Below are 22,884 nucleotides of genomic sequence, written 5' to 3' on the forward strand. Positions count from 1 at the left end.
TTCAGAGGCTTCAACATGGACGAAGCGGTAAAGGCCTGCCCCTATTGCGCAGAAACGATCAAAGCCGAGGCCATCAAGTGCAAGCACTGCGGCACCAGCCTTCTGACTGGAACCGTCAGCGGCGAACCGCCAAAACCAGCCCGCAAGCCGATCTGGCCATGGTTCATATTGGTTCCGCTGGTTTTGTTCGGATTGCTTCTTGTGATCGGCGCCCTATCAGGACCGCCTTCGGAGAAAGATCGTGATCGCCTGGCGATAGAGTTGTGCTGGAAGGACTACGATGATCCGCTGGCATCTGTGCAGACGAAGACGTTCGTGCGCGGCGCATGCCGAGGCATGGTCGACAAATTCGAGGCGAAGCACGGCAGATCAGCGACGCTGCGCAGAGACTAAACGCCGCACATATCAAATGAGCCCGCCAAGCGCGGGCTTTTTTACGCCTACAGGAAACCCATCTCATGCATAACTGCAAAAATAATTACAACTCTTGCTTGCACATTACAATTTTCAGTTGTAGATTTGCCTCAACGCCAAAGCAACCCGGCGCCAGGGTCGACAGACCCGCCGCTCTTTAACAACCCAAACCATTCGCGGATCGATCCCCGGAAACGGGCAGCCCTAAAGGCATCGCTGGAAACGGCGAACAACGCGAACCATAAATTTCGATCCCCATGTCAGCTCTGGAACTGAACCACGCCCGGCTCTGGTTACCGGACCAGGTCGACCTGCTGATGCATCTGGATTCAGCACTAACCGATCTGCGCTGTGAGCACTCCCTGCCGGAGCCAAGATGAGGCGCTTTACCGGCAAAGTGCGAAGCGGTGACTTAAATGCGCCTCCCGGGATGGCGAGTAATCCCGTACCGACAGCCAGATGATTCAAGTCAGTGACGGCCGCCAGCAGCGGGTCACAGCAGGAAATTTTCACTGATGCACCTGGTGACGGGTGCATTGGGAAAACAACCGAGGGCAAGACGATGCAAGAACAAAAACCGCGCCGCGTGAAGGCGAAGATCACCCGCGTCGTGACCGAGATCGCGATTATCACTCTGGACCGCCAAGGAAACGTCGATGAGTACATCGAACTGGTCGAGGAGCTGGAGTGCGGCGAGATCAGCGAAGTGCACGACGTTCACACGGTGCTCAGCTACCACGACTGAACAACCAGCGCCACGACAGCCTGTCGTTAACTGCCCGATCCTCTCTATGAGAGCGCATCGGGGTGTGATCTGAAATGACCCGCCATAAACCAAGAAACTGGAATATGTGGTCAGGTCAGTTCACACCCCGATGCGGACGAAACTGCGGCCTATAACCGCCCACCTGCATCACCGCAACACGCAGATGAATGCCCGGGCTGACGGGCAAGTGTAAGACCTGAGGGATCGCGGGAATCGTGGCCGGTAGAGTGAGTAAGCGCCCAGATGGCCACGGCGAGTCCAAGAATAAGCGGCTGAAACCTTCGCCCCGGTGAAGCTCCGGTGTCACTTAGGCCGCTAATAGTCATGCCGGGATCAGCTCCGGCCATCTGCACCCACCCTACCCCGACAAACCCCGAATGCACTCCCCTTCGCGCCCAACGGCAACCAGCGGAGCGGATGAGTGCATCCGAGTTTTGTTGGATTAACCAAAGAGGTTTCCGTAATGCCGAAGATCATTGATGTGATCAGGACGAAGCAGGGGCAGACGTTTCTGCTCCTCGACGAGTTGCCCCGCTGCGTTTACGAGCGCACCGGAAACCTTTTGATATCCAACGACGGCGGCTTCTACGACTTCCTGAAGATTGAGCCTGGATCGCGTGATGCCTTCGCCGGTCGGGCCTTCACGATCAAGCTTACCGATGGGTCGACGCTTGAATGCAAGGGTCAGGTCTGGTCATGCGGCGCTGATGTTGGCGTACCAACCGCACAGGTCGGTGTCGGAACTCTTGAGTCTCTTGCGAGCTGCTACGTCTTCAGCTCGGCCACAGTCGACGTATCGCTGGTGAATGAATGGCTCTCGAAAAACAAGCCGAGCAGCCGGTACTACAAGTACGACAAGCGCGAGACGATCGAGTACTGGGAAGCCATCTACCGCACCGAGAAATGGGGTAATCGAATTTCTCCTGCTCGAGCCCGGAAGCTTCGCAAGCGTGGCGCGACCATCTGGTACGTAGATGGTCGGCCAACTTGGAGCGCCCGCTTCGAAAAGCGCAAGGCGCAAATCCTCGCCGATATCGCAGCAGACTCCTGATCTACCCCCACTCTGGAGGCAACCATGAACGCAACCGCGCTCGCACAAAGTGAATTCGATAACCGACTGCCGCCTCCGGTGAGCGAAAGCCCTCGCGAAGTTGCTCGGGGTGAGTGGCTGTACAGCGCCGTAGAGCAGATGGTTCGGCATGGCTGCGACGTGAAGGTGCAGCGCCGCATGCGGCCGGCTCAGGGCGTCACGCTGGACCAGTTCGCTCTGGCAGTTGATGAGCATGCAAACGGACGGCTTGCAGACTGCGAGGTGACCACGGCTTCGCTGGGCTACCTGCTGATCGCCGCCGAGCGCGGTCACGCTGACAAGGTCGCCGCCGCCGAACTCCTTGGCCCCAGCGACCACCCATTGGGCAAGCTTGGCGAAATCGCAGAGGGCCTACTTCGACCCCTTGCCGATGACGCGCTGATCGCCCAGGCCGAGGACAACGAGCTATGAGCAATCAGGTAGCACTGGCCCGGCTGGGCCTTGAGATCGCGAAGATGCGCAAATCCTGCACTCCGGTGCCGGATCGCACCTTCGTCATGGGCATGATCGAAATGGCAGAGTTCGCCGAGATCATCGACACCCGCACCGCCAATCGTTATCGGGATGGGCTGGACGCCAATTTCGTCGAGCGAAACGCGCATCTGAAAGGAGTTTCGGCATGACTACTGCACCGGTGAAAACGCTTCTCGACGAGCAACTGGAGGAGATTGCACGCAGCCTCGCAGTTGTCGGCGCTGGCATCCCTCGCGAACTTCCTGTTTCAGCGCTTCCCCCTCCACTGGTGGCAGCCATCAAACAAGGCCGGATCGCTGTGAGGGCTCGGCCATGAACCTCGTCTACTGGATTCTCGTTGTGATCTTGATTGCCGGCGCAGGCGCCTACGGCATCGTGAAAGACGGCTCAGGCACTTGCCAGGTGCCGCGCTCCACCACCTACCAGGTGTTCCGATGACCAGCCTTCAGCGTGCACGCCGCATCTTGATTCGACGCGGCTCGTTTCGAGTCCTTTCGATTTACACCTTCCTGATGCTGCTCAGCGCCCTCGCCGATCGCATCACCTCCTGACTTTCAACTTCAAGCGCTGCGCACGTCGCGGCAAGGATTCCCCGTGTCCGCAAATACCGAACTGGCAGCGGTGCCACCGGCAGAAACCGCCCTCGCCGTCTACAGCAAGCCGAACGGGCTCGACCCATGGCTTGACCAGGTGCGCGCAAAGGTCGATGAGTTCAAGAAGGTCCTGCCCGATCTCAAGACTCGCAAAGGCCGCGAAGCTTACGCATCAATGGCGCACTCGATCGCGAAATCGAAAACGGCGCTTGAAGCAGTGGGCAAAGAGATTTCCGCCAAGCAAAAGGAAATCCCCAAGCTGATCGATGCTGAGCGGAAGCGCGTGTGGGACACGCTTGAAGCATGGCAGAAGGAAGTGCGGAAGCCTCTGGATGACTGGCAGGCAGCCGAAGATGCTCGGGTCGACAAGCACAACGACGCGATCCAGCAGATCAAGGATCTCGCCATCTTCGAAGCGGCGCCGACGTCCGGCCACCTCGCAAACATCATCGCTGACCTTGAGCTGCTCGAAATCGGCGATAGCTGGGAAGAGTTCTTGGCCGAAGCCGCCCAGGTGAAAGACCAGACGCTGATCAAGCTGCGCGCCCTGCACACCGAGCGAGCGCGGTACGAAGCTGAGCAGGCGGAACTGATCCGGTTGCGTGCCGAAGCCGAAGCACAGGCTCAGCGCGATCGGGACGCACAGATCGCCCGGGAAGCTGAAGAGCGCACCCGCCGCGAAGCTGAGCAGCGTGCACAGGCCGAACGAGAAGCCGCCGCCCGCCGCGAGCAAGAGTTGCTTGATCAGGCTGCCGCCGCACAGCGTGCTGCCGAGCAAGCTGCCCGTGACGCAGAAGCTCAGGCCGAACGCCAGCGCCTCCAGCTTGAGCAGCAGGCTGAGCAGGCTCGACTGGCAGCGGAGCAGGCAGAAGCGAACCGCATCGCCGCAGAGCAACGCGCAGAGCAGGAACGCCAAGCTGCGGCGAAACGTGCCGAACAAGCCGCTGAGCAAGCGCGTGCCGACGAGCGCCGCCGCGCCGATGCAGCGGCTGCCGAAATCGTCCGCCAACAGCAGGCGCGCGAGGCCGATCTGGAACACAAAAAGCAGATCAACCGTGCCGCTCTGGAAGCCTTCATTGAAGGCGGCATGACCGAGGAATGCGCCAAGCAGGCAATCACCTTGATCGCCCAGCGCAAGATCCCCGCCATTTCAATCAGCTACTGAGGTCGCCATGTCTACCGAAATCATCATGCCGGAGCAGCGCCGGCAAGCCGTCGTGCCGATCTCGACGGACAACAGCATCATGGCGGTCATCAGCCGCGCTGCCGCCGATCCGACCTGCGATATCGAAAAGATGGAGCGCCTGCTCGCCATGCATGAGCGCATGCAGGCCAAGACCGCCGAGCAGGAATTCAACGCAGCCATGGCCGAGATGCAGTGCAACATCCCGACTGTGTTCGAGGGTGCGGTGAACCTGCACACCGGCAACTCCTACGCCACGCTTGATCACATCACTCACACGTTGAAGCCGATCATGCAAGAGCATGGCTTCGCCATCACCTTCAAGGTTGAAACCGAAGACAAAGTAATCAAGGTCACCGGGATCCTCATGCACCGAGGCGGTCACCGCGAGCAAACAACCATGACTTTGCCGGTCGATATCGGCAAAGGCCGTAACGAAGTGCAGGCGGTCGGCTCCTCCACCACGTATGGCAAGCGCTACGTCATGTGCGCGCTGCTCAACATCACCACCGGCGAAACCCGCGACGACGACGGGCAATCAGCCGATGGCTCAGATACGGACGACATGCGCGCCCAGGTCGTCGCCGACATCCTTGAGCGTGTCGGGCAGACCACAACGCCGGACGAACTGAAAGACGTCTGGCAGGCGAGCCTGAAAGTCCTGCAAGCATCAGGTGACACAAACGGTTATTCCACAGTGAAGACCGCCGTCACCGTCCACAAAGCCAAGCTGGAGGCGCCTCAATGATCGTCCTCAACTGCACTCAGGGCTCCGCTGAATGGCTGCAAGGCCGCGCCGGAGTCATCACTGCAAGCATGTTCAGCACCGCCCGATCCAAGGTGAACGGGCTCACCGCCCAGCAGCGGAAGTATGTCGACGCGATCCTGGCCGGCCATAGCGAAAGCAAGGCCCGCGACGTGGCTGGCTACAAGGCCGGGCCGAAGGCCGAAGTCGTGCAGCGAGCTCTCGATGGCGAGAAGGTCGGCGAACCATCGAACGCCGCACTCACCTACGCCTTCGAACTGGCCGTTGAACGGATCGGCGGTGCGCCGCTGGATGGTGGCTTCGAAACGTGGCAGATGCGACGTGGACACGAACTCGAACCCGAAGCCCGCATGGAACACGAGATTCAGACAGGCCTGATCGTTACGCAAGTCGGTCTGGTGAAAACTGATGACGGCGTGTTCGGCGCCAGTGCAGACGGGTTCATCGGTGAGGACGGCGGGTCGGAGTACAAGTGCTTCCTCTCGCCTGACAAGCTTCGCGCGTTCCACATCGACAACGATGCCAGCGAGGTTATCGACCAGGTACAGGGCTGCATGTGGATCACCGGCCGCAAGTGGTGGCATATCGGAATGTACTGCCCTCTCCTGAAACCAGTTGGTCGCCAGCTCTGGCTGCAGGAATTCAAGCGCGACGACGACTACATCGAACAACTCGAAGAAGACCTTTGGCAGTTCAAGCTGCTGGTGGACGGATACGAGGCGAAGCTTCGGAGTAAAGCAGCATGATCAGCAACCACCTCAACCTCGTCGAGCAGCACCGGCCGGACGCCGAGTCGATCGCTGAGCGAATCGCACAGTACCTGGCCGCCGGCGGGCGGATCGACCAACTGAAAAGTCCGCCGCGCAACCCGCTGCCGCCTCCTCGCTCGAAGAAAATAGACCCTGAAACGGTCCTCAAGCGGCGGCCGAAGCCGATCTCGGCGGCCGAACGCAAGACGCTGCGCAAAATGGCGGACTCGCTATGAAGTCGAAACGCAAACCCAACAACGGTTTCGCCCGGGCTGAACGCAGTTGCCGGGCGCTGCTGCGCACCAACCACGTCGCGGTGGTGAACATCGACCCCAGTGGCAGCCAGATCATGGCGAACTGGAAGAGCTGCAAGCAGATCCGCAGTCTGGCTATCGCCAACGCGATATTCGATTTCGCCTACCGCTGGACGATCTACATCGCCGCCATGTGTCGAGACGAGCGCGGCGCCGAGTACATCAAGTCGGTGGAGATATCTCCCGAGGGCATCTACAAGGTCGAGCGCCTGACCGATGCCATCGAGTATTACTACCTGGAGCTGCGCAACAGCGCGAACCCGAATCATCTGGTTGCGTCAGGCTGGATCGCCATTCCCGACGAGATTTCGATGGACGAAGCCCAAGCCGCGAAGCTGTTCTACGCCGCCGGCGCCTGGCATCAGGTGAAGGTCGCAGCGTGAGACGTTTTCGCACCCAGCAACGTAAACGACAGACCTGGCTGGACTTGCCGGCCAGCGGAATTGAAGAGGTAGGCCATGGCCGAAGTACAGGAGCCGACGAAGGAAGCCATCAAGCAGAAGAAAAAGCGCGAGAAGGCAGCAGCAAAGGACGCTGCATTGGGCGTCGAGAAGTTTACGGTTGAGGTCGCCGGGGTGTTCAAGCCTGATCTCAAGCGAGTCATGGCCGCCCACGGGATCAACAACCAGCAGGACATTCACCAGCGGCTGCTGAAGAACCTAATCGACGCTGACTTCGAAACGCAGACTTGGATGCTGCGGAATGTCACGACACCTTATGAACCAAGCGAAAAGGTGTCGCGAGCTTTCTACGAGAAGAGCATGGCCGAGATTACCGCCGATCCCGGCGATGAAATTGTCACGCCGAGCGCTTAAAGGAAATACACGTCCTCAGGTGTGAACTCGCGCCGTATCGAATGCGACTCGGATGGACAGTCTGAATGACCGACCAGACCCTTCCAAAAATCTTCATCGAACCAGCCGAGCAGATAAAAATAGTGGCAGGTGATTATCAAAGTTCCTCGATCCCACTCCGAGCCAGAGCTCGAAAGTCCTTGTATATCGTAATGGTCTTCCAACTCATAAAAAGAGATCTTCTCCTTTTTCCGCCACTTTTTATCCAGAAATCCTGCCAACTCGGAAACCTGCTCTTCGCTGACCGCAAACTGTTCCTTGTAGGGTTCATGCCAATGCGCGCCGTCGTTGCCAATCGGGTAAACACCGTTGTCCCAGGCGTATGCGTAAGCTGGAGTGATATTCCTGCCAGTCCGATCGCTCGTGAAGAGCGCGAGAAGTTGAAATTTCTGAAGGTTGAAAAGCATTTCCGCAGTAGCTGACATTTTCGCTCCTTGATCCGGCCCCATGCCGGGCCGAACACAAATACCCCACTTCTACGAATCACGCCAGCCGGCGAGGATCCCCTATGGAAATCGAATACGGCTCGGTCTGCTCCGGCATCGAGGCGGCAACGCTTGCATGGAAGCCGCTCGGCATGCGGGCGACCTGGTTCGCTGAGATCGAAGCGTTCCCCAGTGCGGTGCTGGCTCACCACTACCCGAACACGCCGAACCTCGGCGACATGACCAAGCTCGGCGCCCAGGTGCTGGCCGGCAAGATCGCCGCACCGGACGTCCTCGTTGGCGGCACACCGTGCCAAGCCTTCAGCGTGGCCGGGATGCGCGAAGGCCTCACCGACCCGCGCGGCGCCCTCACCATCAAATACGTGGAGCTCGCAGATGCAGTTGACTATGTTCGAGCAGGCCAGCGAAAGCCGCCCTGCGTCGTCGTCTGGGAAAACGTCCCCGGTGTCCTCAGCGACAAAGGCAACGCCTTCGGATGCTTTCTTGGCGCGCTTGCTGGGGAAGACTGCGAACTGCAGCCTTCAGGGAAGAAATGGCCGGACGCTGGTTGTGTGTATGGACCCAAAAGAACAATCGCGTGGCGGATCCTGGACGCCCAATATTTCGGCCTGGCCCAACGACGCCGCCGTGTGTTCGTTGTCGCAAGTTCTCGAGACGGATTCGATCCCACCGAGGTACTTTTTGAGCGAGAAGGCGTGCGCCGGGATACTGCGCCGCGCCGAGGCGAGGGGCAAGACGTTACCGGAACAGCTCCTTTCGGCCCTGCGCTCCAGTGCGGATGCGGAGAAATCTTCGCCGAAGAGCTCGGGCCGTACGGCTGCATGAACTGCGAGGGTGATGAAGGCCCGGCGGTTTCGATGTTCGGCGGCATACCGGCGTTCGGTGGGCACAGCCTAGGCGGTTCGGTTGAGCGGTCGGCCACTCTCACCGCGAAAGACTCCCGGCTAGATATGGAAAGCGAGACGTTCTTCGTTGCGCCAACGCTCGCCGGCGGCGCGCGCAAGTCCGGAGGCTACTCGCTCGACGATATACCGCTCACTGCGCCAGCTCTGCGCGCACAGGCACAGAGCAGCCACCGAGCCGACTCCGAGGCTTTCATCGTGGCTGGCACACTCAATGCCAACGGTAAAGCGGCCGGCAGCGCAACCCAGCAGGATGCGGAATCCGGGTTGCTGGTAGTTCACGGAACGCAGGACCCGGATGTTCGGGTTGAACAAGCGCACACCTTGGGGCGGAACAATGGGATGGAAAACGCCGTGCTCGCCTTCTCCTGCAAGGATCACGGCGCAGACGCTGGCGATGTCGCGCCAACACTTCGCGCAATGAATCACTCTGGAAGCCATGCGAACGCCGGCGGCCAGGTCGCAGTGTGCATCACTGGTGACGTCACGCACACGCTAAAGGCTGACGGTTTCGACGGGAGCGAAGACGGTACCGGGCGCGGCCAACCGATTGTGGCTGCATTCGCCGAGAACTCCCGAGCCGAGCTGCGCTATGAAGGTGGCGACGGCAGCACCACCGGCGCGCTCGGATGCGGTGGTGGCAAGGCCGGCCAAGGGATGCCTTCGGCTCAAGTCGGCGCCTCGGTTCGGCGCCTGATACCGCGCGAGTGCGAACGCCTTCAGGGAATGACCGACGACTACACCCTGATCCCCTGGCGCGGCAAGCCGGCCAGCGAATGCCCGGACGGTCCGCGCTACAAGGCGATCGGGAACAGCAAGGCAGTCACCGTCGTACGCTGGATCGGCCGGCGCATTCTCAAACAACTTTGAAATCACCCTCCACCGCCCGGGCATGCCCCGGCATAGGACGCCCCATGCCCACAGAAAACAAACCGGCCGAGCCGCTGAAGGTCGAGCGCTCGACTGTGACCAAGCTGGTGATCACCGGCGCGCCGCGTCTCGACGCGATTACCGTGTTCCTCGAGGACTTCGGCCGCCGCGACTGCCCTACTGAATCCGACCCGAGCTATCAGACCGCCCAGGGCAAAATCACGGTCAATTGCTGGGACCACAGCTGGAGCGCCTACTGGGGCGGCATGGGTCCGCGCACGGTGGCCGAGTTCGTGGCCGACTGTGATTGGCATTACGTCCTGAACTGCCTCGATCGCGGTATCAGCAGTACGCGGTTCAGCGGGAATGCCCTTCACACCTTCGCGAAAAAGTGCATCGTCCAGCGGCGCCGGCAACAGACCGGCCGACATGACTGGGAGCTGGATGAGCTGAGCAAGGATGAGGCGCGTGAGCTCTGGCAGGACATCGACGTGCTACGAACCGTCGAGTCGCCAAACGAGTCCTGGCATCACGACAGGCTGTTGACTGAACTGTTTGGTGATGAGTGGCACTACCCGGTTGGCGACAAGGCGGTCGAGGAGAATCACGAATTCAACTATCTGCGCCGGGTGGTGGAAGCGGTACAGGGCGCGTTGCGCCAAGAACAATCGCAGCAGGAGGCAGCATGAAACGCATCTATCTCAGCGGGCCTATGACTGGCCTGCCCGGTCTCAAATTCCCAGCCTTCCACGCCATGACCGCCCAGCTCCGCGACGCCGGCCACACTGTGACCAACCCTGCCGAGCTCAACCCGGACGGAGGGACTTGGAGCGAGTGCATGCGCCGCGACATCAAGGCGCTGATGGACTGCGACACCGTGGCCAGGCTTCCCGGCTGGCACTCTTCAAGCGGCGCCCGACTCGAAGTGCTGATCGCTGAACGCCTCGGCATGAAGGTTGTGAATGCCCATGATCTGGTATCGATGGAGATTGCGTGATGAGCGAAGTAGAGAAAACGCCAGCGGCGCGGTGGCGGCAAGAAGGCCAGGCAGATCCGCACGGCGACCACTACAACTGCCAGCGGGCGGCGCTGACCCTCGGTGAGCTGACCGATGATGAGCTGGCCAACGGCGTATTCCTTCACGGCAACGAGCCTCTGAACATCAACGCCCTGCTCCGAAAAACGCCCGGCTATCACTCAGCGGTTGTCTGGCTCACCGCCGGCAAGGATCGCATCCGTTGGTTATCCAGAGCACTCGAAGCCTCGAAGGATCGCGAGCAAGCCCTGCAGCAGCGCCTGAACGCAGCGGATCAGCTGAACGATGATCGTGCAGGGACTTGCGAATGGAGTCGAGAAGAAGATAGCGGCATCTGGAACAGTGGCTGCGGTGAGACTTGGTCATTCCACGAGGACGGGCCGGAGGAAAACGGCATGCACTTCTGCCATTCATGCGGCAAGCACCTGGTGGTGGAGGTGGTTGAACAGGAACAGGATGACGACTGGCATATGAACCCGTGCAAGCAAGGTCACCGCGATGTCGGCGCGGCCGGCGGTGTGGCGGCGTGCAACCAGTGCGACGAGAAGATCGAAGCTGCCACCACGCAACAAGCCTTCGAGCGCTGGAACGCGAGCCACCCGGCACCGCAGGAATGAAGCGCTTCATCCGCCGCAAGTTCGAAGCCTGGCTGATCCTGCTGGCAGCGAAGATCCTGATGGACCGCAACGTTCAGCGCTCCCCGGTCGTCTCCCGCCGCGACAACAGCGACATGTGGGCCATGGCGGAAAAGCTCGAAGCCATCGTCACGCGCATCAGAAAGAAATACCAGTAACTCCCTCCCCCTTCAAAGTCAGCCGCTATTTCGAGGACGCTGACTTAGGACTCGCACTTCCAGCAGCAGCCAACTGACGAGCTCGGCTTACGCCCCAAGCCATAGCTCTGGTCATTGATTCACCCGGACTTGGGTTAACGGTTTCTTCATGCAACGCCATGCCACCGGAAGCATAAACACCGATGAACATTTGAGTTTCGCCGGTACGAGATAGCCTGACCTGCACGTCGATGTGAGTTCCATTACTGAGAGTTTCATCATGTGTTCGGTTGTGGATCTCGGGATCTGCCCAAGCCCAGAAAATGTCGCCGCGAAGCCTCATACCGCCCTCCTGCCTGTTCCTTGATAGGGGCTTAAAACTCCTCCAAAGATAGACCTGATCGAACGAAGCGCAACGGCGCCGAAGCGGTTACGGACGGCTGGTTTCAATACCTCTACAGCTCCAATTCCCTTGTACATATTTTAGCCGCTATAGCGGCAAGGACGAGTGTTGCCGTGAGCATCATCGACGACGTAATGACCGACAAGATCACCCTACACGGCCTCGGGTTCGTGCAGGTTCAACTGCAAGGCAATCAACGCCTGCACGTTTGGCATCCAGAGCTGCCGCGCCGCGCTTGCTTCAAGCACTCGGCAATCCATGACCATCGCTTTAACTTCACCTCGCGGGTGATCGTGGGCAAGCAGATCAATCACTGCTATGAGTTGGAGCGCTGTGACGATGGCGGATTTGTGCTGTATCTGCATGAAGGCGCTCGCACACCGGGCGGCGGTAGGCCGTGGACTCCAGACGGTCGCGCCCACCTGATACCGGATGGCGTGTTCACCGTGGAAGCCGGCAACGACTACAACACCCAGGCATATCACTACCACCGCACCGAGCCAGGTGGTGATGGCCGAGTCGCCACGATCATGGCGAAGCGCGGCGAGTACCCGGCCGGCGCCCACTCGACCTGCACCTACGGCGTACAGCCGGACACGGACTTCGACCGGTACCAATGGTCACCGGCCCAGCTCTGGGAAATTGTCTCCGACGTGATGCTCGGCCAGAGGCTGACGCCATGATCACCAAGTGCTTACTCGGCTGCACCCTCTTCTTCTGGCTTCCATTGGTACTGACTATAAAGGCGGTGATCGGATGAGCGACTACACCATCATGGTCGGCGATTGCTTGGAGCTTCTGCGGCGAATGCCGGACAGCAGCGTCGACAGCATCGTCACTGACCCGCCCTACGGCCTGTCCTTCATGGGCAAAAAGTGGGACTACGACGTTCCGGCAACTGAGGTGTGGGTCGAGTGTTTGCGCGTGCTTAAGCCCGGCGGGCACTTGCTGGCCTTCGCCGGGACGCGTACTCAGCACCGCATGGCTGTCCGCATCGAGGATGCCGGGTTCGAGATCCGCGACATGATTGCTTGGGTGTATGGCTCCGGGTTTCCGAAGTCTCGAAACATTGGCAACGATGTCGATGGGATGGATGGTTGGGGCACAGCGCTGAAACCCTCACTTGAGCCAATAACCTTTGCCCGAAAGCCACTGATTGGCACCGTCGCGGAGAACGTCATCGCCTATGGCACTGGGGCACTAAACATCGATGCCTGTCGTGTCTCGCCAACTGGTGAGCGGCTTGGCGGTGGCGACGAAAACGGAAAATCAGCCAAACCGGAAGGCTGGGCGAGGCCTTGGATGGACGACGCCGAACACGTGGCGGCTCACAACGCCAAGGTCACGGTGAATGTAGACAGGGCATCCCGCCTTGGGCGCTGGCCCGCAAATCTCATCCATGACGGCAGCCCCGAGGTAATCGCTGCTTTCCCGAATGCACCTGGACAGCTCGCCGCCGCCAGCACCAGCGACACCCAGCGCGCAGGGCTGAACGTGTACGGCAACATGAAGCGAGGCCGCGGAGCCGAAGCCAGCGCCAGCAGCGAAAATGCCGGCGTTGTCGGTTTCCACATGAGACCCGGCGCCCGCAGGCTTGATAGCGGAAGCGCTGCCCGCTTCTTCTACTGCGCCAAGACCAGCCGCAAAGATCGAAACGAGGGCCTGCTCAGCTCGGACGCTCCCGCTGTCGCAAAGGATGCAACCATGCGCGACTGCGAAAACGCCGAGTGGAGTACTCGCAACGGCAACAGCCATCCCACGGTGAAGCCGACTGACCTGATGGCCTACCTGCTGCGCCTGGTGACACCGGCCGGCGGCGTTGCTCTCGATCCATTCATGGGCAGCGGTAGCACCGGCAAGGCCGCAATGCGCGAAGGCTTCCAGTTCATCGGCTGCGAGATCGACGAGCAATACGCGGCGATCGCCCGGGCGCGTATCGATCACGAAATCACCCGACAGCAAGAACTGCAGGCCGAATCTGATCAGCTTGATCTATTCGGCACCGCCTAACCCCTCCCCCAACTCAACAGCCTGCCGGTGTACGGCGGGCGAGGTATCCCAATGTCCGAAGAAAAGAATGCATTCCGCGAGGCTGCTATCGAAGCCATCTCGGATATGGCCCAGCATTTGCCGCTTGATTGCGAGCTGCTGGTGGTGGCATGCCGCCCCGGCAAGAAAGACTTTGACCTCGTGCTGCCGTCGCCAGAGTCGAACCTGAACAATGCCCTGGACGCTCTGCGCCGGAACGGTCTGAGCATCGACGGTGACAACGCCTACAAGCGCGACCTGCTGGACGCTGTGGTCGGCTCGCTGGCCCTCGGCGCGCAGAACAGCAACCCGCCGCCATCGTCTCACTGGGCAACGCGATTCTGGGAAATCGGTCGGGAAGAGCGCGAGCTGCACGAAGAGCTGGTCGCCGCGCTGAAACTCACCTGCGAGAACCTGCGCGCCTGCCAAGCAACCATCCACCTGTGCGGCGGGTTCGACCCCGCATATGTCGACGATGCGCAGGCTGCCATGAAGGTTGCTGACGCAGTTCTGGCCAAGGCCGGCGCATAACCCATCACCACCTTCTGCCGCCACGCGCGGCATAAATTCATGCCAAGCCGAAATCGGCGAGGAGTTTCACATGGCAGCGACAGAAAACATCGATCGTTTCCTGCGCCTCGACGAGGTGCTTCACACAACCGGTCTTGGCCGTAATACGGTTTATCGCCGGATCAGGGAAGGCACATTCCCGAAACAGGTTAGAATAGGCCCCAACTCGGTCGCCTGGCGTCAGTCTGCAATCTCGCAGTGGATGCTCGATTTGAACCCCAGCAACGACCAATCAGTACATTGATCAGTACACCAGAAACTGACAATTCAACAGATCCCGCTAAATTCAAGCCATACAGGTCATACCGTGGAAATCTTCAAAGAGTTTACTTTCGAATCCGCCCACCGCCTGCCGCACGTCCCGGACGGCCACAAGTGCGGCCGCCTGCACGGCCACTCATTCAAGGTCGCGCTGCACCTGAGCGGCGACCTCGACCCGCACACTGGCTGGATTCGCGATTTCTCCGAGATCAAAGCGATTTTCAAGCCGCTGTATGAGCGCCTCGACCACAACTACCTGAACGACATTCCTGGCCTGGAAAACCCGACCAGCGAAGTGCTGGCCAAATTCATCTGGAATGAGATGAAGCCATTGCTGCCGGAACTCAGCGCGATCCGCATTCATGAGACGTGCACCAGCGGCTGCATTTATCGCGGCGAATAAGCCGATCCGAAGACCACTGCAAAACCCTGTGGGAGCGGGCTTGCCCGCGATAGCGGAGTGTCGGACACATCAATGTTGGATGTTCCGACGCCATCGCGGGCAAGCCCGCTCCCACAGGGTTCAGTGCCGGATTGAGTTCAGAAACAGCCTCCACGGCTGTTTTTTTATGCCTATGCTGTCCGCTCCCCGCCAAGAGGGCAGCCCCATGACGGCTCGCTCCCACATTGGGCTCCTGGTGCATTCAGTGCACTGCTTTCGCGCTGAAAACCTCAGTCGCGTCTACACATTCGTTCACTTGCGCCGCTTGGCACGACCGCTGCAACCCTTCTGCGTCTTCCCCTTCCTGCAAGGACTGCCCCATGACGCAGAACGCCTCCGGCAACGATTACCCGCTCAGTGAAGTCCCCATGCACGCGCGCAAAGGCCTGGCCTCGACGGCGATGGTGTTACTGGGCTTCACGTTTTTCACTGCGACCATGTTTGCCGGCGGCAAGCTCGGGGTCGCGTTCGGTTTCGCCGAGATGATGGCGGTGATCATTGTTGGCAATCTGCTGCTGGGCCTTTACGCCGCAGGGCTGGGTTACATCGCCTTCAAGAGCGGCCTCAATTCGGTACTGATGGGCCGCTTCTGTTTTGGCGAAGTCGGCAGCAAGCTCAGCGATCTGATTCTCGGCTTCACCCAGATTGGCTGGTACGCGTGGGGCACGGCGACGGCGGCGGTGGTGATCGGCAAGTATTTCAATCTCGATGAAAGCACCGTGCTGGTCCTGATGGTGCTGTTCGGCCTCGGCTTCTGCGCCACGGCGTACATCGGTTATCGCGGACTGGAATTCTCTCGTACATCGCGGTGCCGGCGATGATGTTGCTGCTGATGCTGTCGATGTGGGCAGCGACCGTGAAAGTCGGTGGCTTCGAAGGCTTGCTCAGCGTGGTGCCGAGCGGTTCTCTGGACTGGTCGACAGCGATCACCCTGGTGTTCGGCACCTTCGTCAGCGGCGCAACGCAAGCCACCAACTGGACGCGATTTTCCCGCTCGGCAAAGGTGGCAGTGCTGGCCAGCCTGATCGGTTTTTTCATCGGCAACGGCCTGATGGTGCTGATCGGCGCGTACGGCGCGATCGTCTATCAACAGCCGGATGTGGTTGAAGTGCTGCTGTTGCAGGGCTTCGCCATGGCCGCGATGGCCATGCTGTTGCTGAACATCTGGAGCACTCAGGACAACACCATCTACAACTTCGCCGTGGCCGGCTGCAACCTGCTGCGCACCGGGCGGCGCAAGACCGTGACCCTCGGTGGCGCGGTGATCGGCACTCTGCTCGCCCTGCTGGGCATGTACGACATGCTGGTGCCGTATCTCATCCTGCTCGGCACGGTGATTCCGCCGATTGGCGGGGTGATCATGGCTGACTTCTTCTACCGCTGGCGCGGGCACTATCCGCGTCTGGCCGACGCACGGTTGCCAGCGTTCAACTGGCCGGGCCTCGGGGCCTACGGGGTCGGAACCGTCGCTGCGTTCAGCTCGCCCTGGGTCGCGCCGCTGGTAGGCATTGCCGCTGCCGCGCTAACGTATGTCATCGTCACCGGTGTGCTGGGCGCCCGTCGCGTCAGCGCACCACTACAAGACCTATAAAAAGGATTTGCCTGATGCACATCATCAACGCCCGCCTGCGCAACCAGGAAGGCCTGCACGAATTGCACCTCGAAGACGGCCTGATCCACAGCATCGCCCGTCAGACCGAAGCGCCGACCCTCGGCGCGGATGACCTCGATGCCGGCGGCAATCTGGTGGTGCCGCCCTTCGTCGAGCCGCACATCCACCTCGACGCCACCCTCACCGCCGGCGAGCCGCGCTGGAACATGAGCGGCACGCTGTTCGAAGGCATCGAATGCTGGGGCGAGCGCAAGGTCACCATCACCGAAGAAGACACCAAGACCCGCGCCAAGAAGACCATTCAGGCCCTGGCCGCCCACGGCATTCAGCACGTGCGCACCCACGTCGACGTCACCGACCCGCAACTCACCGCGCTCAAAGCCATGCTCGAAGTGCGCGAGGAAAGCCGTCAGCTGATTGACCTGCAAATCGTCGCGTTCCCGCAGGAAGGCATCGAATCGTTCCGCAACGGGCGCGAGCTGATGGAAGAAGCGATCCGCATGGGCGCCGACGTGGTCGGCGGCATTCCGCATTTCGAATACACCCGCGATCAGGGCGTCAGCTCGGTGAAGTTCCTCATGGACCTGGCCGAGCGTACCGGCTGCCTGGTCGACGTGCACTGCGACGAGACTGACGATCCGCATTCACGCTTCCTTGAAGTGCTTGCCGAAGAAGCGCGCAGCCGCGACATGGGCGCCCGCGTCACCGCCAGCCACACCACGGCGATGGGTTCTTATGACAATGCCTACTGCGCCAAACTGTTCCGCCTGCTCGGCCATTCCGGCATCAGCTTTGTTTCCTGCCCGACCGAAAGCATTCACCTGCAAGGACGTTTCGACAACTTCCCGAAACGCCGGGGCGTGACCCGCGTCAACGAACTGCTCGAAGCCGGCATGAACGTGTGTTTCGGTCAGGATTCGATCGTCGACCCGTGGTATCCGCTGGGTAACGGCAACATCCTGCGCGTACTTGAAGCGGGTTTGCACATCTGCCACATGCTCGGTTATCGCAACCTGCAAAGCGCGCTGGATCTGGTCACCGACAACAGCGCCAAAGCCATGCACCTGGGCGAGCGTTACGGACTGGAACAGGGCCGCCCGGCGAACCTGCTGATTCTCTCGGCGGACAGCGACTACGAAGTGATCCGCAGCCAAGGCCTGCCGCTGTATTCGATTCGCGGCGGCAAGGTGTTGATGAAGCGGCAGATGCCGGTGGTGGAGTTCAGTTGAGAAGTACGCTGAACCTGATGGGCCGAGAGCAAAACCTGTGGGAGCGAGCCTGCTCGCGAAAGCGCCATGCCAGGCACCTCGATGTTGGATGTGCCGACCTCTTCGCGAGCAGGCTCGCTCCCACAGTAGATCCCAGCGATAGCGTCGGCCGAATCAATCCATCAACCGCGCCGTGCCAAACAATCTGACGCGCAGCAATTCCCCTTCCGAAACCTCAAGCAAAACCGGTGCGGTGCCACCCGGCATGACCACCCGCACTTCACCCGCCTCGACCCAACCCACCCGCCACGCCGCACACGCCACTGCGCTGGCGCTGGTGCCGGATGACGCGGTCGGTCCCTCACCACGTTCGAATACCCGGGCGAGGATTTGCTGCGGCGACGCCAGCGTGGCCCATTGCAGATTGACGCCCGCCGGACAGGGATTGCCGGCACCGGTGGGCATGGCATAAGCGATTGCTGTAAGCCGTTGGTTCAGGGTGGGTTCACGCATCTGTTCGTTGCTCGGCAAAGCGCTTGCATCGCTGAGCAGCGTTACACAGTGCGGATTGCCGATACGGACGAATTGGCTGTGGGTCCAAGTGGGATCGAGTTGCGCCAGGGGCCGGACATGGCTGACCTCGCGATTATTGATTTGAACGCTCTCGACTGCCCGCGCCCCAACGGCTCGCGGGCCGAATCCGGGCCGGCCGAGGTCGAGCCAGAAACCGCGCACGCCTTCGACTTCGGCGGGTCTCACTGAGGTTTCCAGCGCCGCGCCCTTGTCATGATGAACGCGCAACACTGCGCCCTGCTCCGGCATCAAGCCTTGCTCGGTCAATGCCTGAGAAAAAATCGTCAGGCCGTTACCGCTGCGCTCGGCGAGACTGCCGTCGGTGTTGACGATCAGCACATCGAACGGCGCAGATGCCTGAAACGGGCCGATCAGCAGGCCGTCACTGCGGTGGGGTTTGCCGTTGGCCGGACGCTGGCCTTCCGGCCAATCGCAGCACAGGGCGATAGCGGCTTCGCTCCAGTGCTGCCGAGATGCGGCGCAGGCGTCGGCGCTTGTGGGCAACGCGATTCCGGCCTCGCGCAAGGCTTGGGGTGAGACCACGGCGTAGATATTGCCGCGTGCGTCGTAGAACTTCGTCATGCCTTGTTCCCATATTCCATGCTGGCGAAAATCCGACTGTAAACCGCAAACCAGTGTGGGAGCGAGCCTGCTCGCGAAGGCGGTGCGTCAGTCGACAATTCCATATTTGACCCACCGCTTTCGCGAGCAGGCTCGCTCCCACAGGGTAGGATGTTCACCGTTATGCCCCGAAGGCCTGAGATCGAACCTCAACGCCGTCAGAATGTCACTCGGGATGCAGTTGTTTTTTTGCCAAGGATCGATATGACCAGTCTCAACCCCCAAGACACCTTCGTCCCCGGACGTCTGCAACAGATGTCCACCCGCGTCGCTTTTTTCATTGCTGGCCTCGGCATCGCCGCGTGGGCGCCGCTGGTGCCGTATGCCAAGGCGCGGGCCGGGCTGGATGAGGGCACGCTGGGATTACTGCTGCTGTGCCTGGGTGTCGGCTCGATTCTGGCGATGCCGCTGGCGGGGATTCTCGCCACGCGTTTTGGTTGCCGACGAGTGGCCACCGGCGGCACCTTGCTGATCTGCGCGGCGCTGCCGTTGCTGGCGACGGTGTCATCGATCCCGGCGCTGATCGCCACGTTGTTCATGTTCGGCGCCGGCCTCGGCACGGTGGATTCGACGGTGAACCTGCAAGCAGTGATCGTCGAGCGCGCCAGCGGCAAGCACATGATGTCGGGTTTCCACGGCTTGTTCAGCCTCGGCGGCATCGTCGGTGCGGCGGGTGTCAGCGCCCTGCTCGGCCTCGGCCTGACACCGCTGGCGGCGATGCTGGTGGTAGTGGTTTTGCTGATCGGCGCCTTGCTCAAGTGCGTGCCGCACATGTTGCCCTACGGCAGCGAAAGCTCCGGCCCGGCGTTCGCGATTCCCCATGGCATCGTGCTGTTTATCGGCGGCATGTGCTTCATCGTTTTCCTTACCGAAGGCGCGGCGCTGGACTGGAGCGCAGTGTTCCTCGCTCAGGAACGCGGGATCGACACGGCTTATGCGGGAATGGGTTACGCAGCGTTTGCCCTGACCATGACCGTCGGCCGTCTGCTGGGTGATCGCATAGTGCGCAAGCTGGGGGCTACGCGGATCATTCTGTTCGGCGGCCTGTTGGCGGCGGCGGGACTGTTTCTCGCCACCTTCGCGCCGAGCTGGCAAGCGGCGCTGCTCGGTTATGCGCTGGTCGGCGCCGGTTGCTCGAACATCGTGCCGGTGCTGTACACGGCGGTGGGCAAGCAGACGGTGATGCCGGAGAGCATCGCGGTGCCGGCGATTACCACGCTGGGTTATGCAGGGATTCTCGCCGGGCCGGCAGTGATCGGTTTTGTCGCCCATGCCAGCAGCCTGAGTTTTGCCTTTGGACTGATGGCGGTATTGCTGGTGGCTGTGGCGATCGGCGGCAAAGTCCTCAAGGTCTGAAAGCTTCGCGAGCAGGCTCGCTCCCACAGGGTTTCAGTGGTCCATGTGGGAGCGAGCCTGCTCGCGAAGGAGGCACCGCGCTCTATCAGAAGCCGACGCTGGCCTGCACGAAGAAAGTGCGCGGTGCGCCGACATACATCCCCGAGTTGTTGTCGCTGGAGCGGGTGAAGTATTGCTTGTCGAAGACGTTCTTCACCCCGGCGCCGAGCTTCAGGTTCGACACCTGCGGACCAAAGTCGTAGCCGCCGCGCACGTTCCAGGTCACGTAACCCGGGATGTTGCCGTACTGCCCGTCCGCCGTGCCTTCAGTGATGTAGTTGCCATTGAAGCTGCCATCCGCATTCACACCGGTGCCCGGCGAACGCTGTTTCGATTGGGCGAAGCCATCGATGTTGTACGTCCAGCGGTTGATCTCGTAACGCAATCCGACCGTCGCAACCTGCCGCGAATAGAACGGCAGGTCGCGGCCCTTGAAGCCGGGGATCTCGCCTTCATAGGTGGCGCGGGTGTAGGTGAAACCGGCGTTGGCGGTCAAACCATCGAGGCGCGGATCGAGGGCGGCCATGTCGTAGTGCGCCGAGGCTTCGATGCCCTGGTGCTTGGTCGCGCCGAGGTTGGTCCAGCCGACGTCGTTGCTGATGTATTGCAATTCGTCATCGAAGTCGATGTAGAACAGCGTCACCTCGCCGCCCCAGACATCATCGTTGTAACGCGTGCCGATCTCGTAGGTCTTGGCCTTTTCCGGCTCCAGACCGTTGGCGGTGCTGTCACCCGAACCGCCCTGGCCGAGCTGGAAATACTGCAGGCTGCCGAACGAGGTTTCGTAATTAGCGAACAGCTTCCAGGCATCGGACAGGTGATACATCACGCTCAGCGCCGGCAGCGGCTCATTGCTTTCGATGCTGCGGTTTTTCTCCTGGACCGGCCGGCCAGCGGTGTCGAGCACGGCGCGGTCGTGCCAATCGGTGCTGATGTGTTCGAAGCGAATGCCCGGGGTGATGGTCCAGTTGCCGACGTCGATCTTGTTGTCGACATACACCGAATTGGCCTCGGTGCCACCGGTGCGATCTTGGAATACATGGCCGTCGGAAGTCGGCGTGACCACTGGCTGATTGTTGACCAGCGCCAGACGACTCGACTCTTCGTGCATGGCCTCTTTCAGATAGCGATAACCGACGCTGACTTCCTGAGTGGTCGGGCCGACATCGAACACCCGCGACACGCGCGGCTCGATGCCCAGGGTGTAATAGGAACGCGGGTATGAGCTAAGGGTGCGCTGATCGCGCGCGGCGATGGTACTGCCGCGAAAGCTGTCGGTGTAATAGGTGAGAATTTCTGCCTGGGTGCGCTCGTCGATCTGGCGGATCCACTTGAACGACACGTCTTTGCGCCGGCCTGTGAACTGGTCGTAATCACGCACCGATTCGTACGGTTTGTCGTCGTACTGACGCTGCGTCAGGCCGCCGGGCATGTCGGCACTGGCGTCGTAGTAGTGGAAGTTGAGGCTGAAATCGTCCTTATCGGTCGGCGCCCAATGCGTCTTGAGCAGCACGTCGTCGATGTCATTGCCGTTGTTGCGCTCGCGATAACCGTGACCGTTGACGCCGGAGTACAGCAGCGCGACGCCCATGCCGTTGTCGGCGGTGCCGCCAAGAAATGCGGTGTCGATGTGTTTCCAGCCGCCGTACTGAGTGGTCTCCAGTGTTGTGCCGATTTCGCCGGTGGTTTTCTCCGGGATCGCGCGGGTCACGAAGTTGATCACGCCGCCGACGTTCTGCGGCCCGTAACGCACGGAACCGGCGCCACGCACGACGTCGATGCTGTCGAGGTTGCCCGCGGAAATCGGCGCCATCGACAGTTGCGGCTGGCCGTAAGGCGCGAACGCCGCTGGTACGCCATCGATCAAAACAGTCGAGCGTGGCGACAGGCGCGAAGTCAGACCGCGTACGCCGACGTTGAGGGAAATATCACTGCCGCCGGTGCCATTGGAGTCCTGCACCTGCACGCCGGGCACGCGTTTGAGCACGTCGCTGACGTTCATCGCGCCCTGCTCGACCATCGCTTCGCGGCGAATCACCGTGCGTGCGCCGGGGTGGTTCTGCACCACCGCAGCGTCGGCGTCACCGAGCCAGTCGCCGACCACTTTGATGTCGGTCACGCCGAGCTCCAGCGGGCCGTTGCTGGCTGCGGAGGTGGCGGCTGGAGCGAGCGTCACCGAGCCTTCATTGATCTGATAATCGAGACCGCTGCCCTGCAACAGCTGCCGCAAAGCCTGCTCTGGCGAAAGGTCGCCGTCGACCGCTGGCGCCTGTTTGCCGGCCACCAGTTCGGGGCTGAAAAACACCTGCAGCGAGGTTTGCTGGCCCAGCTCGCTCAAGGCCTGGCCCAGCGGTTGCGCGCGAATATGAATGGCTTCAGCGGCAAACGCCAATGGCATCGCGGCACTGACCGCCAGCGCCAAGGCCAGTGGCAACCAAGGGGATTTTTTATTGTGGGTTGTGGTGATGTTCACGTCGTACGCAGTCCTGTGGATCGCAAGAGTGTGCGGCTGTTAATGCAAACCAGTTGCAGTTGAACAGGA

At 60.8% G+C, this 22,884-nt stretch carries 29 protein-coding genes and 1 pseudogene; 26 read left to right on the plus strand and 4 right to left on the minus strand.

Features of this window, described 5'->3' with window-relative positions:
• Positions 1–15: 15 nt before the first annotated feature.
• From AB4N41_RS26020 to AB4N41_RS26080, 13 genes are all read left to right on the plus strand, one after another.
• Positions 16–393 (plus strand): zinc ribbon domain-containing protein, encoded by a 378-nt coding sequence (locus AB4N41_RS26020; RefSeq protein WP_460138231.1) that lies wholly within the window; start codon positions 16–18, stop codon positions 391–393.
• A 583-nt stretch (positions 394–976) separates the two neighbouring features.
• Positions 977–1,159, plus strand: coding sequence for a hypothetical protein (locus AB4N41_RS26025; protein WP_460138232.1), 183 nt, complete (start codon positions 977–979; stop codon positions 1,157–1,159).
• 484 nt (positions 1,160–1,643) lie between these two features.
• Positions 1,644–2,231 carry a hypothetical protein gene (locus AB4N41_RS26030; RefSeq protein ID WP_460138233.1) on the plus strand — a complete coding sequence of 196 codons (588 nt, stop codon included), beginning with the start codon at positions 1,644–1,646 and terminating at the stop codon, positions 2,229–2,231.
• 24 nt (positions 2,232–2,255) lie between these two features.
• Positions 2,256–2,681 carry a hypothetical protein gene (locus tag AB4N41_RS26035; RefSeq protein WP_460138234.1) on the plus strand — a complete coding sequence of 142 codons (426 nt, stop codon included), beginning with the start codon at positions 2,256–2,258 and terminating at the stop codon, positions 2,679–2,681.
• The gene (locus AB4N41_RS26040) at positions 2,678–2,893 is read left to right on the plus strand and encodes a hypothetical protein (RefSeq protein ID WP_460138235.1); all 216 of its coding nucleotides are present in this window, start codon (positions 2,678–2,680) and stop codon (positions 2,891–2,893) included. Before AB4N41_RS26035 ends, AB4N41_RS26040 begins: the two co-directional genes overlap by 4 nt.
• Positions 2,890–3,060 carry a hypothetical protein gene (locus tag AB4N41_RS26045; protein ID WP_172834020.1) on the plus strand — a complete coding sequence of 57 codons (171 nt, stop codon included), beginning with the start codon at positions 2,890–2,892 and terminating at the stop codon, positions 3,058–3,060. Before AB4N41_RS26040 ends, AB4N41_RS26045 begins: the two co-directional genes overlap by 4 nt.
• Positions 3,057–3,182, plus strand: coding sequence for a hypothetical protein (locus tag AB4N41_RS26050; protein WP_460138236.1), 126 nt, complete (start codon positions 3,057–3,059; stop codon positions 3,180–3,182). Before AB4N41_RS26045 ends, AB4N41_RS26050 begins: the two co-directional genes overlap by 4 nt.
• A 156-nt stretch (positions 3,183–3,338) precedes the next feature.
• The gene (locus AB4N41_RS26055) at positions 3,339–4,502 is read left to right on the plus strand and encodes a hypothetical protein (RefSeq protein WP_460138237.1); all 1,164 of its coding nucleotides are present in this window, start codon (positions 3,339–3,341) and stop codon (positions 4,500–4,502) included.
• Between the two features lie 7 nt (positions 4,503–4,509).
• Positions 4,510–5,268: an ERF family protein gene (locus AB4N41_RS26060; protein WP_460138238.1), complete on the plus strand. Its 759-nt coding sequence runs from the start codon at positions 4,510–4,512 to the stop codon at positions 5,266–5,268.
• On the plus strand, positions 5,265–6,032 hold the full coding sequence (locus tag AB4N41_RS26065; RefSeq protein WP_375123568.1) for a lambda exonuclease family protein: 768 nt from the start codon (positions 5,265–5,267) through the stop codon (positions 6,030–6,032). The genes AB4N41_RS26060 and AB4N41_RS26065 overlap by 4 nt, the downstream gene beginning before the upstream one ends.
• Positions 6,029–6,271, plus strand: coding sequence for a hypothetical protein (locus AB4N41_RS26070; protein WP_460138239.1), 243 nt, complete (start codon positions 6,029–6,031; stop codon positions 6,269–6,271). The genes AB4N41_RS26065 and AB4N41_RS26070 overlap by 4 nt, the downstream gene beginning before the upstream one ends.
• Positions 6,268–6,732 (plus strand): hypothetical protein, encoded by a 465-nt coding sequence (locus tag AB4N41_RS26075; RefSeq protein WP_460138240.1) that lies wholly within the window; start codon positions 6,268–6,270, stop codon positions 6,730–6,732. Before AB4N41_RS26070 ends, AB4N41_RS26075 begins: the two co-directional genes overlap by 4 nt.
• 75 nt (positions 6,733–6,807) lie before the next feature.
• Positions 6,808–7,164: a hypothetical protein gene (locus AB4N41_RS26080; RefSeq protein ID WP_460138241.1), complete on the plus strand. Its 357-nt coding sequence runs from the start codon at positions 6,808–6,810 to the stop codon at positions 7,162–7,164.
• On the opposite strand, the gene AB4N41_RS26085 is transcribed toward AB4N41_RS26080, so the two are convergent.
• Positions 7,161–7,628 (minus strand): hypothetical protein, encoded by a 468-nt coding sequence (locus AB4N41_RS26085; RefSeq protein WP_460138242.1) that lies wholly within the window; start codon positions 7,626–7,628, stop codon positions 7,161–7,163. The two genes, AB4N41_RS26080 and AB4N41_RS26085, sit on opposite strands and share 4 nt — an antisense overlap.
• A gap of 83 nt (positions 7,629–7,711) precedes the next feature.
• Here AB4N41_RS26085 and AB4N41_RS26090 point away from each other — a divergent pair, with 83 nt between their 5' ends.
• The 5 genes from AB4N41_RS26090 to AB4N41_RS26110 are packed head-to-tail and all read left to right on the plus strand — an operon-like array spanning position 7,712 to position 11,250.
• A complete protein-coding gene (locus AB4N41_RS26090; protein ID WP_460138243.1) occupies positions 7,712–9,421 on the plus strand; it encodes a DNA cytosine methyltransferase in 1,710 nt (569 codons plus the stop codon).
• 44 nt (positions 9,422–9,465) lie between these two features.
• Positions 9,466–10,110, plus strand: a complete 645-nt coding sequence (locus AB4N41_RS26095) for a hypothetical protein (protein WP_460138244.1) — start codon at positions 9,466–9,468, stop codon at positions 10,108–10,110.
• Entirely contained in the window at positions 10,107–10,418 is a 312-nt protein-coding gene (locus AB4N41_RS26100; RefSeq protein WP_460138245.1) for a DUF4406 domain-containing protein, read from the plus strand. Before AB4N41_RS26095 ends, AB4N41_RS26100 begins: the two co-directional genes overlap by 4 nt.
• On the plus strand, positions 10,418–11,074 hold the full coding sequence (locus AB4N41_RS26105) for a hypothetical protein (protein WP_460138246.1): 657 nt from the start codon (positions 10,418–10,420) through the stop codon (positions 11,072–11,074). The genes AB4N41_RS26100 and AB4N41_RS26105 overlap by 1 nt, the downstream gene beginning before the upstream one ends.
• The gene (locus tag AB4N41_RS26110; RefSeq protein ID WP_150635505.1) at positions 11,071–11,250 is read left to right on the plus strand and encodes a hypothetical protein; all 180 of its coding nucleotides are present in this window, start codon (positions 11,071–11,073) and stop codon (positions 11,248–11,250) included. Before AB4N41_RS26105 ends, AB4N41_RS26110 begins: the two co-directional genes overlap by 4 nt.
• Positions 11,251–11,275: 25 nt before the next feature.
• On the opposite strand, the gene AB4N41_RS26115 is transcribed toward AB4N41_RS26110, so the two are convergent.
• A complete protein-coding gene (locus tag AB4N41_RS26115) occupies positions 11,276–11,572 on the minus strand; it encodes a hypothetical protein (protein WP_083386928.1) in 297 nt (98 codons plus the stop codon).
• 194 nt (positions 11,573–11,766) lie between these two features.
• Here AB4N41_RS26115 and AB4N41_RS26120 point away from each other — a divergent pair, with 194 nt between their 5' ends.
• The 7 genes and pseudogenes from AB4N41_RS26120 to codA all read left to right on the plus strand — a co-directional run bounded on the left by AB4N41_RS26120 (position 11,767) and on the right by codA (position 17,774).
• On the plus strand, positions 11,767–12,315 hold the full coding sequence (locus tag AB4N41_RS26120; protein WP_460095565.1) for a hypothetical protein: 549 nt from the start codon (positions 11,767–11,769) through the stop codon (positions 12,313–12,315).
• Between the two features lie 73 nt (positions 12,316–12,388).
• Positions 12,389–13,642, plus strand: a complete 1,254-nt coding sequence (locus AB4N41_RS26125) for a DNA-methyltransferase (protein WP_460138247.1) — start codon at positions 12,389–12,391, stop codon at positions 13,640–13,642.
• Positions 13,643–13,693: 51 nt separating this feature from the next.
• Complete coding sequence (locus AB4N41_RS26130; RefSeq protein WP_460138248.1) at positions 13,694–14,191, plus strand: hypothetical protein; 498 nt, start codon at positions 13,694–13,696, stop codon at positions 14,189–14,191.
• 70 nt (positions 14,192–14,261) lie between these two features.
• Complete coding sequence (locus tag AB4N41_RS26135) at positions 14,262–14,474, plus strand: helix-turn-helix transcriptional regulator (RefSeq protein ID WP_024013576.1); 213 nt, start codon at positions 14,262–14,264, stop codon at positions 14,472–14,474.
• A gap of 63 nt (positions 14,475–14,537) precedes the next feature.
• On the plus strand, positions 14,538–14,894 hold the full coding sequence (queD, locus tag AB4N41_RS26140) for a 6-carboxytetrahydropterin synthase QueD (protein WP_007915588.1): 357 nt from the start codon (positions 14,538–14,540) through the stop codon (positions 14,892–14,894).
• Between the two features lie 359 nt (positions 14,895–15,253).
• Positions 15,254–16,524 (plus strand): annotated as a pseudogene (gene codB, locus AB4N41_RS26145) (cytosine permease).
• A gap of 14 nt (positions 16,525–16,538) precedes the next feature.
• A complete protein-coding gene (gene codA / locus AB4N41_RS26150) occupies positions 16,539–17,774 on the plus strand; it encodes a cytosine deaminase (protein WP_252876628.1) in 1,236 nt (411 codons plus the stop codon).
• Between the two features lie 153 nt (positions 17,775–17,927).
• On the opposite strand, the gene AB4N41_RS26155 is transcribed toward codA, so the two are convergent.
• Positions 17,928–18,908: a diaminopimelate epimerase gene (locus AB4N41_RS26155; protein ID WP_252876629.1), complete on the minus strand. Its 981-nt coding sequence runs from the start codon at positions 18,906–18,908 to the stop codon at positions 17,928–17,930.
• Between the two features lie 243 nt (positions 18,909–19,151).
• On the opposite strand from AB4N41_RS26155, the gene AB4N41_RS26160 reads away from it, so the two are divergent.
• Positions 19,152–20,303 (plus strand): MFS transporter, encoded by a 1,152-nt coding sequence (locus tag AB4N41_RS26160; protein WP_095182435.1) that lies wholly within the window; start codon positions 19,152–19,154, stop codon positions 20,301–20,303.
• 85 nt (positions 20,304–20,388) lie between these two features.
• Here the strand turns inward: AB4N41_RS26160 and AB4N41_RS26165 are convergent, their stop codons facing one another.
• Positions 20,389–22,815 carry a TonB-dependent siderophore receptor gene (locus tag AB4N41_RS26165; RefSeq protein ID WP_460138249.1) on the minus strand — a complete coding sequence of 809 codons (2,427 nt, stop codon included), beginning with the start codon at positions 22,813–22,815 and terminating at the stop codon, positions 20,389–20,391.
• Positions 22,816–22,884 lie beyond the last annotated feature (69 nt).

The organism is Pseudomonas sp. S2_A10, from assembly GCF_054668465.1.

Excerpts from the sequence above, each read along its gene's own strand:
- AB4N41_RS26020 (WP_460138231.1), top strand. The coding sequence starts at position 16 with ATGGACGAAGCGGTAAAGGCCTGCCCCTATTGCGCAGAAACGATCAAA.
- AB4N41_RS26025 (WP_460138232.1), top strand. The coding sequence starts at position 977 with ATGCAAGAACAAAAACCGCGCCGCGTGAAGGCGAAGATCACCCGCGTC.
- AB4N41_RS26030 (WP_460138233.1), top strand. The coding sequence starts at position 1,644 with ATGCCGAAGATCATTGATGTGATCAGGACGAAGCAGGGGCAGACGTTT.
- AB4N41_RS26035 (WP_460138234.1), top strand. The coding sequence starts at position 2,256 with ATGAACGCAACCGCGCTCGCACAAAGTGAATTCGATAACCGACTGCCG.
- AB4N41_RS26040 (WP_460138235.1), top strand. The coding sequence starts at position 2,678 with ATGAGCAATCAGGTAGCACTGGCCCGGCTGGGCCTTGAGATCGCGAAG.
- AB4N41_RS26045 (WP_172834020.1), top strand. The coding sequence starts at position 2,890 with ATGACTACTGCACCGGTGAAAACGCTTCTCGACGAGCAACTGGAGGAG.
- AB4N41_RS26050 (WP_460138236.1), top strand. The coding sequence starts at position 3,057 with ATGAACCTCGTCTACTGGATTCTCGTTGTGATCTTGATTGCCGGCGCA.
- AB4N41_RS26060 (WP_460138238.1), top strand. The coding sequence starts at position 4,510 with ATGTCTACCGAAATCATCATGCCGGAGCAGCGCCGGCAAGCCGTCGTG.
- AB4N41_RS26065 (WP_375123568.1), top strand. The coding sequence starts at position 5,265 with ATGATCGTCCTCAACTGCACTCAGGGCTCCGCTGAATGGCTGCAAGGC.
- AB4N41_RS26070 (WP_460138239.1), top strand. The coding sequence starts at position 6,029 with ATGATCAGCAACCACCTCAACCTCGTCGAGCAGCACCGGCCGGACGCC.
- AB4N41_RS26075 (WP_460138240.1), top strand. The coding sequence starts at position 6,268 with ATGAAGTCGAAACGCAAACCCAACAACGGTTTCGCCCGGGCTGAACGC.
- AB4N41_RS26080 (WP_460138241.1), top strand. The coding sequence starts at position 6,808 with ATGGCCGAAGTACAGGAGCCGACGAAGGAAGCCATCAAGCAGAAGAAA.
- AB4N41_RS26085 (WP_460138242.1), bottom strand. The coding sequence starts at position 7,628 with ATGTCAGCTACTGCGGAAATGCTTTTCAACCTTCAGAAATTTCAACTT.
- AB4N41_RS26090 (WP_460138243.1), top strand. The coding sequence starts at position 7,712 with ATGGAAATCGAATACGGCTCGGTCTGCTCCGGCATCGAGGCGGCAACG.
- AB4N41_RS26095 (WP_460138244.1), top strand. The coding sequence starts at position 9,466 with ATGCCCACAGAAAACAAACCGGCCGAGCCGCTGAAGGTCGAGCGCTCG.
- AB4N41_RS26100 (WP_460138245.1), top strand. The coding sequence starts at position 10,107 with ATGAAACGCATCTATCTCAGCGGGCCTATGACTGGCCTGCCCGGTCTC.
- AB4N41_RS26105 (WP_460138246.1), top strand. The coding sequence starts at position 10,418 with ATGAGCGAAGTAGAGAAAACGCCAGCGGCGCGGTGGCGGCAAGAAGGC.
- AB4N41_RS26110 (WP_150635505.1), top strand. The coding sequence starts at position 11,071 with ATGAAGCGCTTCATCCGCCGCAAGTTCGAAGCCTGGCTGATCCTGCTG.
- AB4N41_RS26115 (WP_083386928.1), bottom strand. The coding sequence starts at position 11,572 with ATGAGGCTTCGCGGCGACATTTTCTGGGCTTGGGCAGATCCCGAGATC.
- AB4N41_RS26120 (WP_460095565.1), top strand. The coding sequence starts at position 11,767 with ATGACCGACAAGATCACCCTACACGGCCTCGGGTTCGTGCAGGTTCAA.
- AB4N41_RS26125 (WP_460138247.1), top strand. The coding sequence starts at position 12,389 with ATGAGCGACTACACCATCATGGTCGGCGATTGCTTGGAGCTTCTGCGG.
- AB4N41_RS26130 (WP_460138248.1), top strand. The coding sequence starts at position 13,694 with ATGTCCGAAGAAAAGAATGCATTCCGCGAGGCTGCTATCGAAGCCATC.
- AB4N41_RS26135 (WP_024013576.1), top strand. The coding sequence starts at position 14,262 with ATGGCAGCGACAGAAAACATCGATCGTTTCCTGCGCCTCGACGAGGTG.
- codA (WP_252876628.1), top strand. The coding sequence starts at position 16,539 with ATGCACATCATCAACGCCCGCCTGCGCAACCAGGAAGGCCTGCACGAA.
- AB4N41_RS26155 (WP_252876629.1), bottom strand. The coding sequence starts at position 18,908 with ATGACGAAGTTCTACGACGCACGCGGCAATATCTACGCCGTGGTCTCA.
- AB4N41_RS26160 (WP_095182435.1), top strand. The coding sequence starts at position 19,152 with ATGACCAGTCTCAACCCCCAAGACACCTTCGTCCCCGGACGTCTGCAA.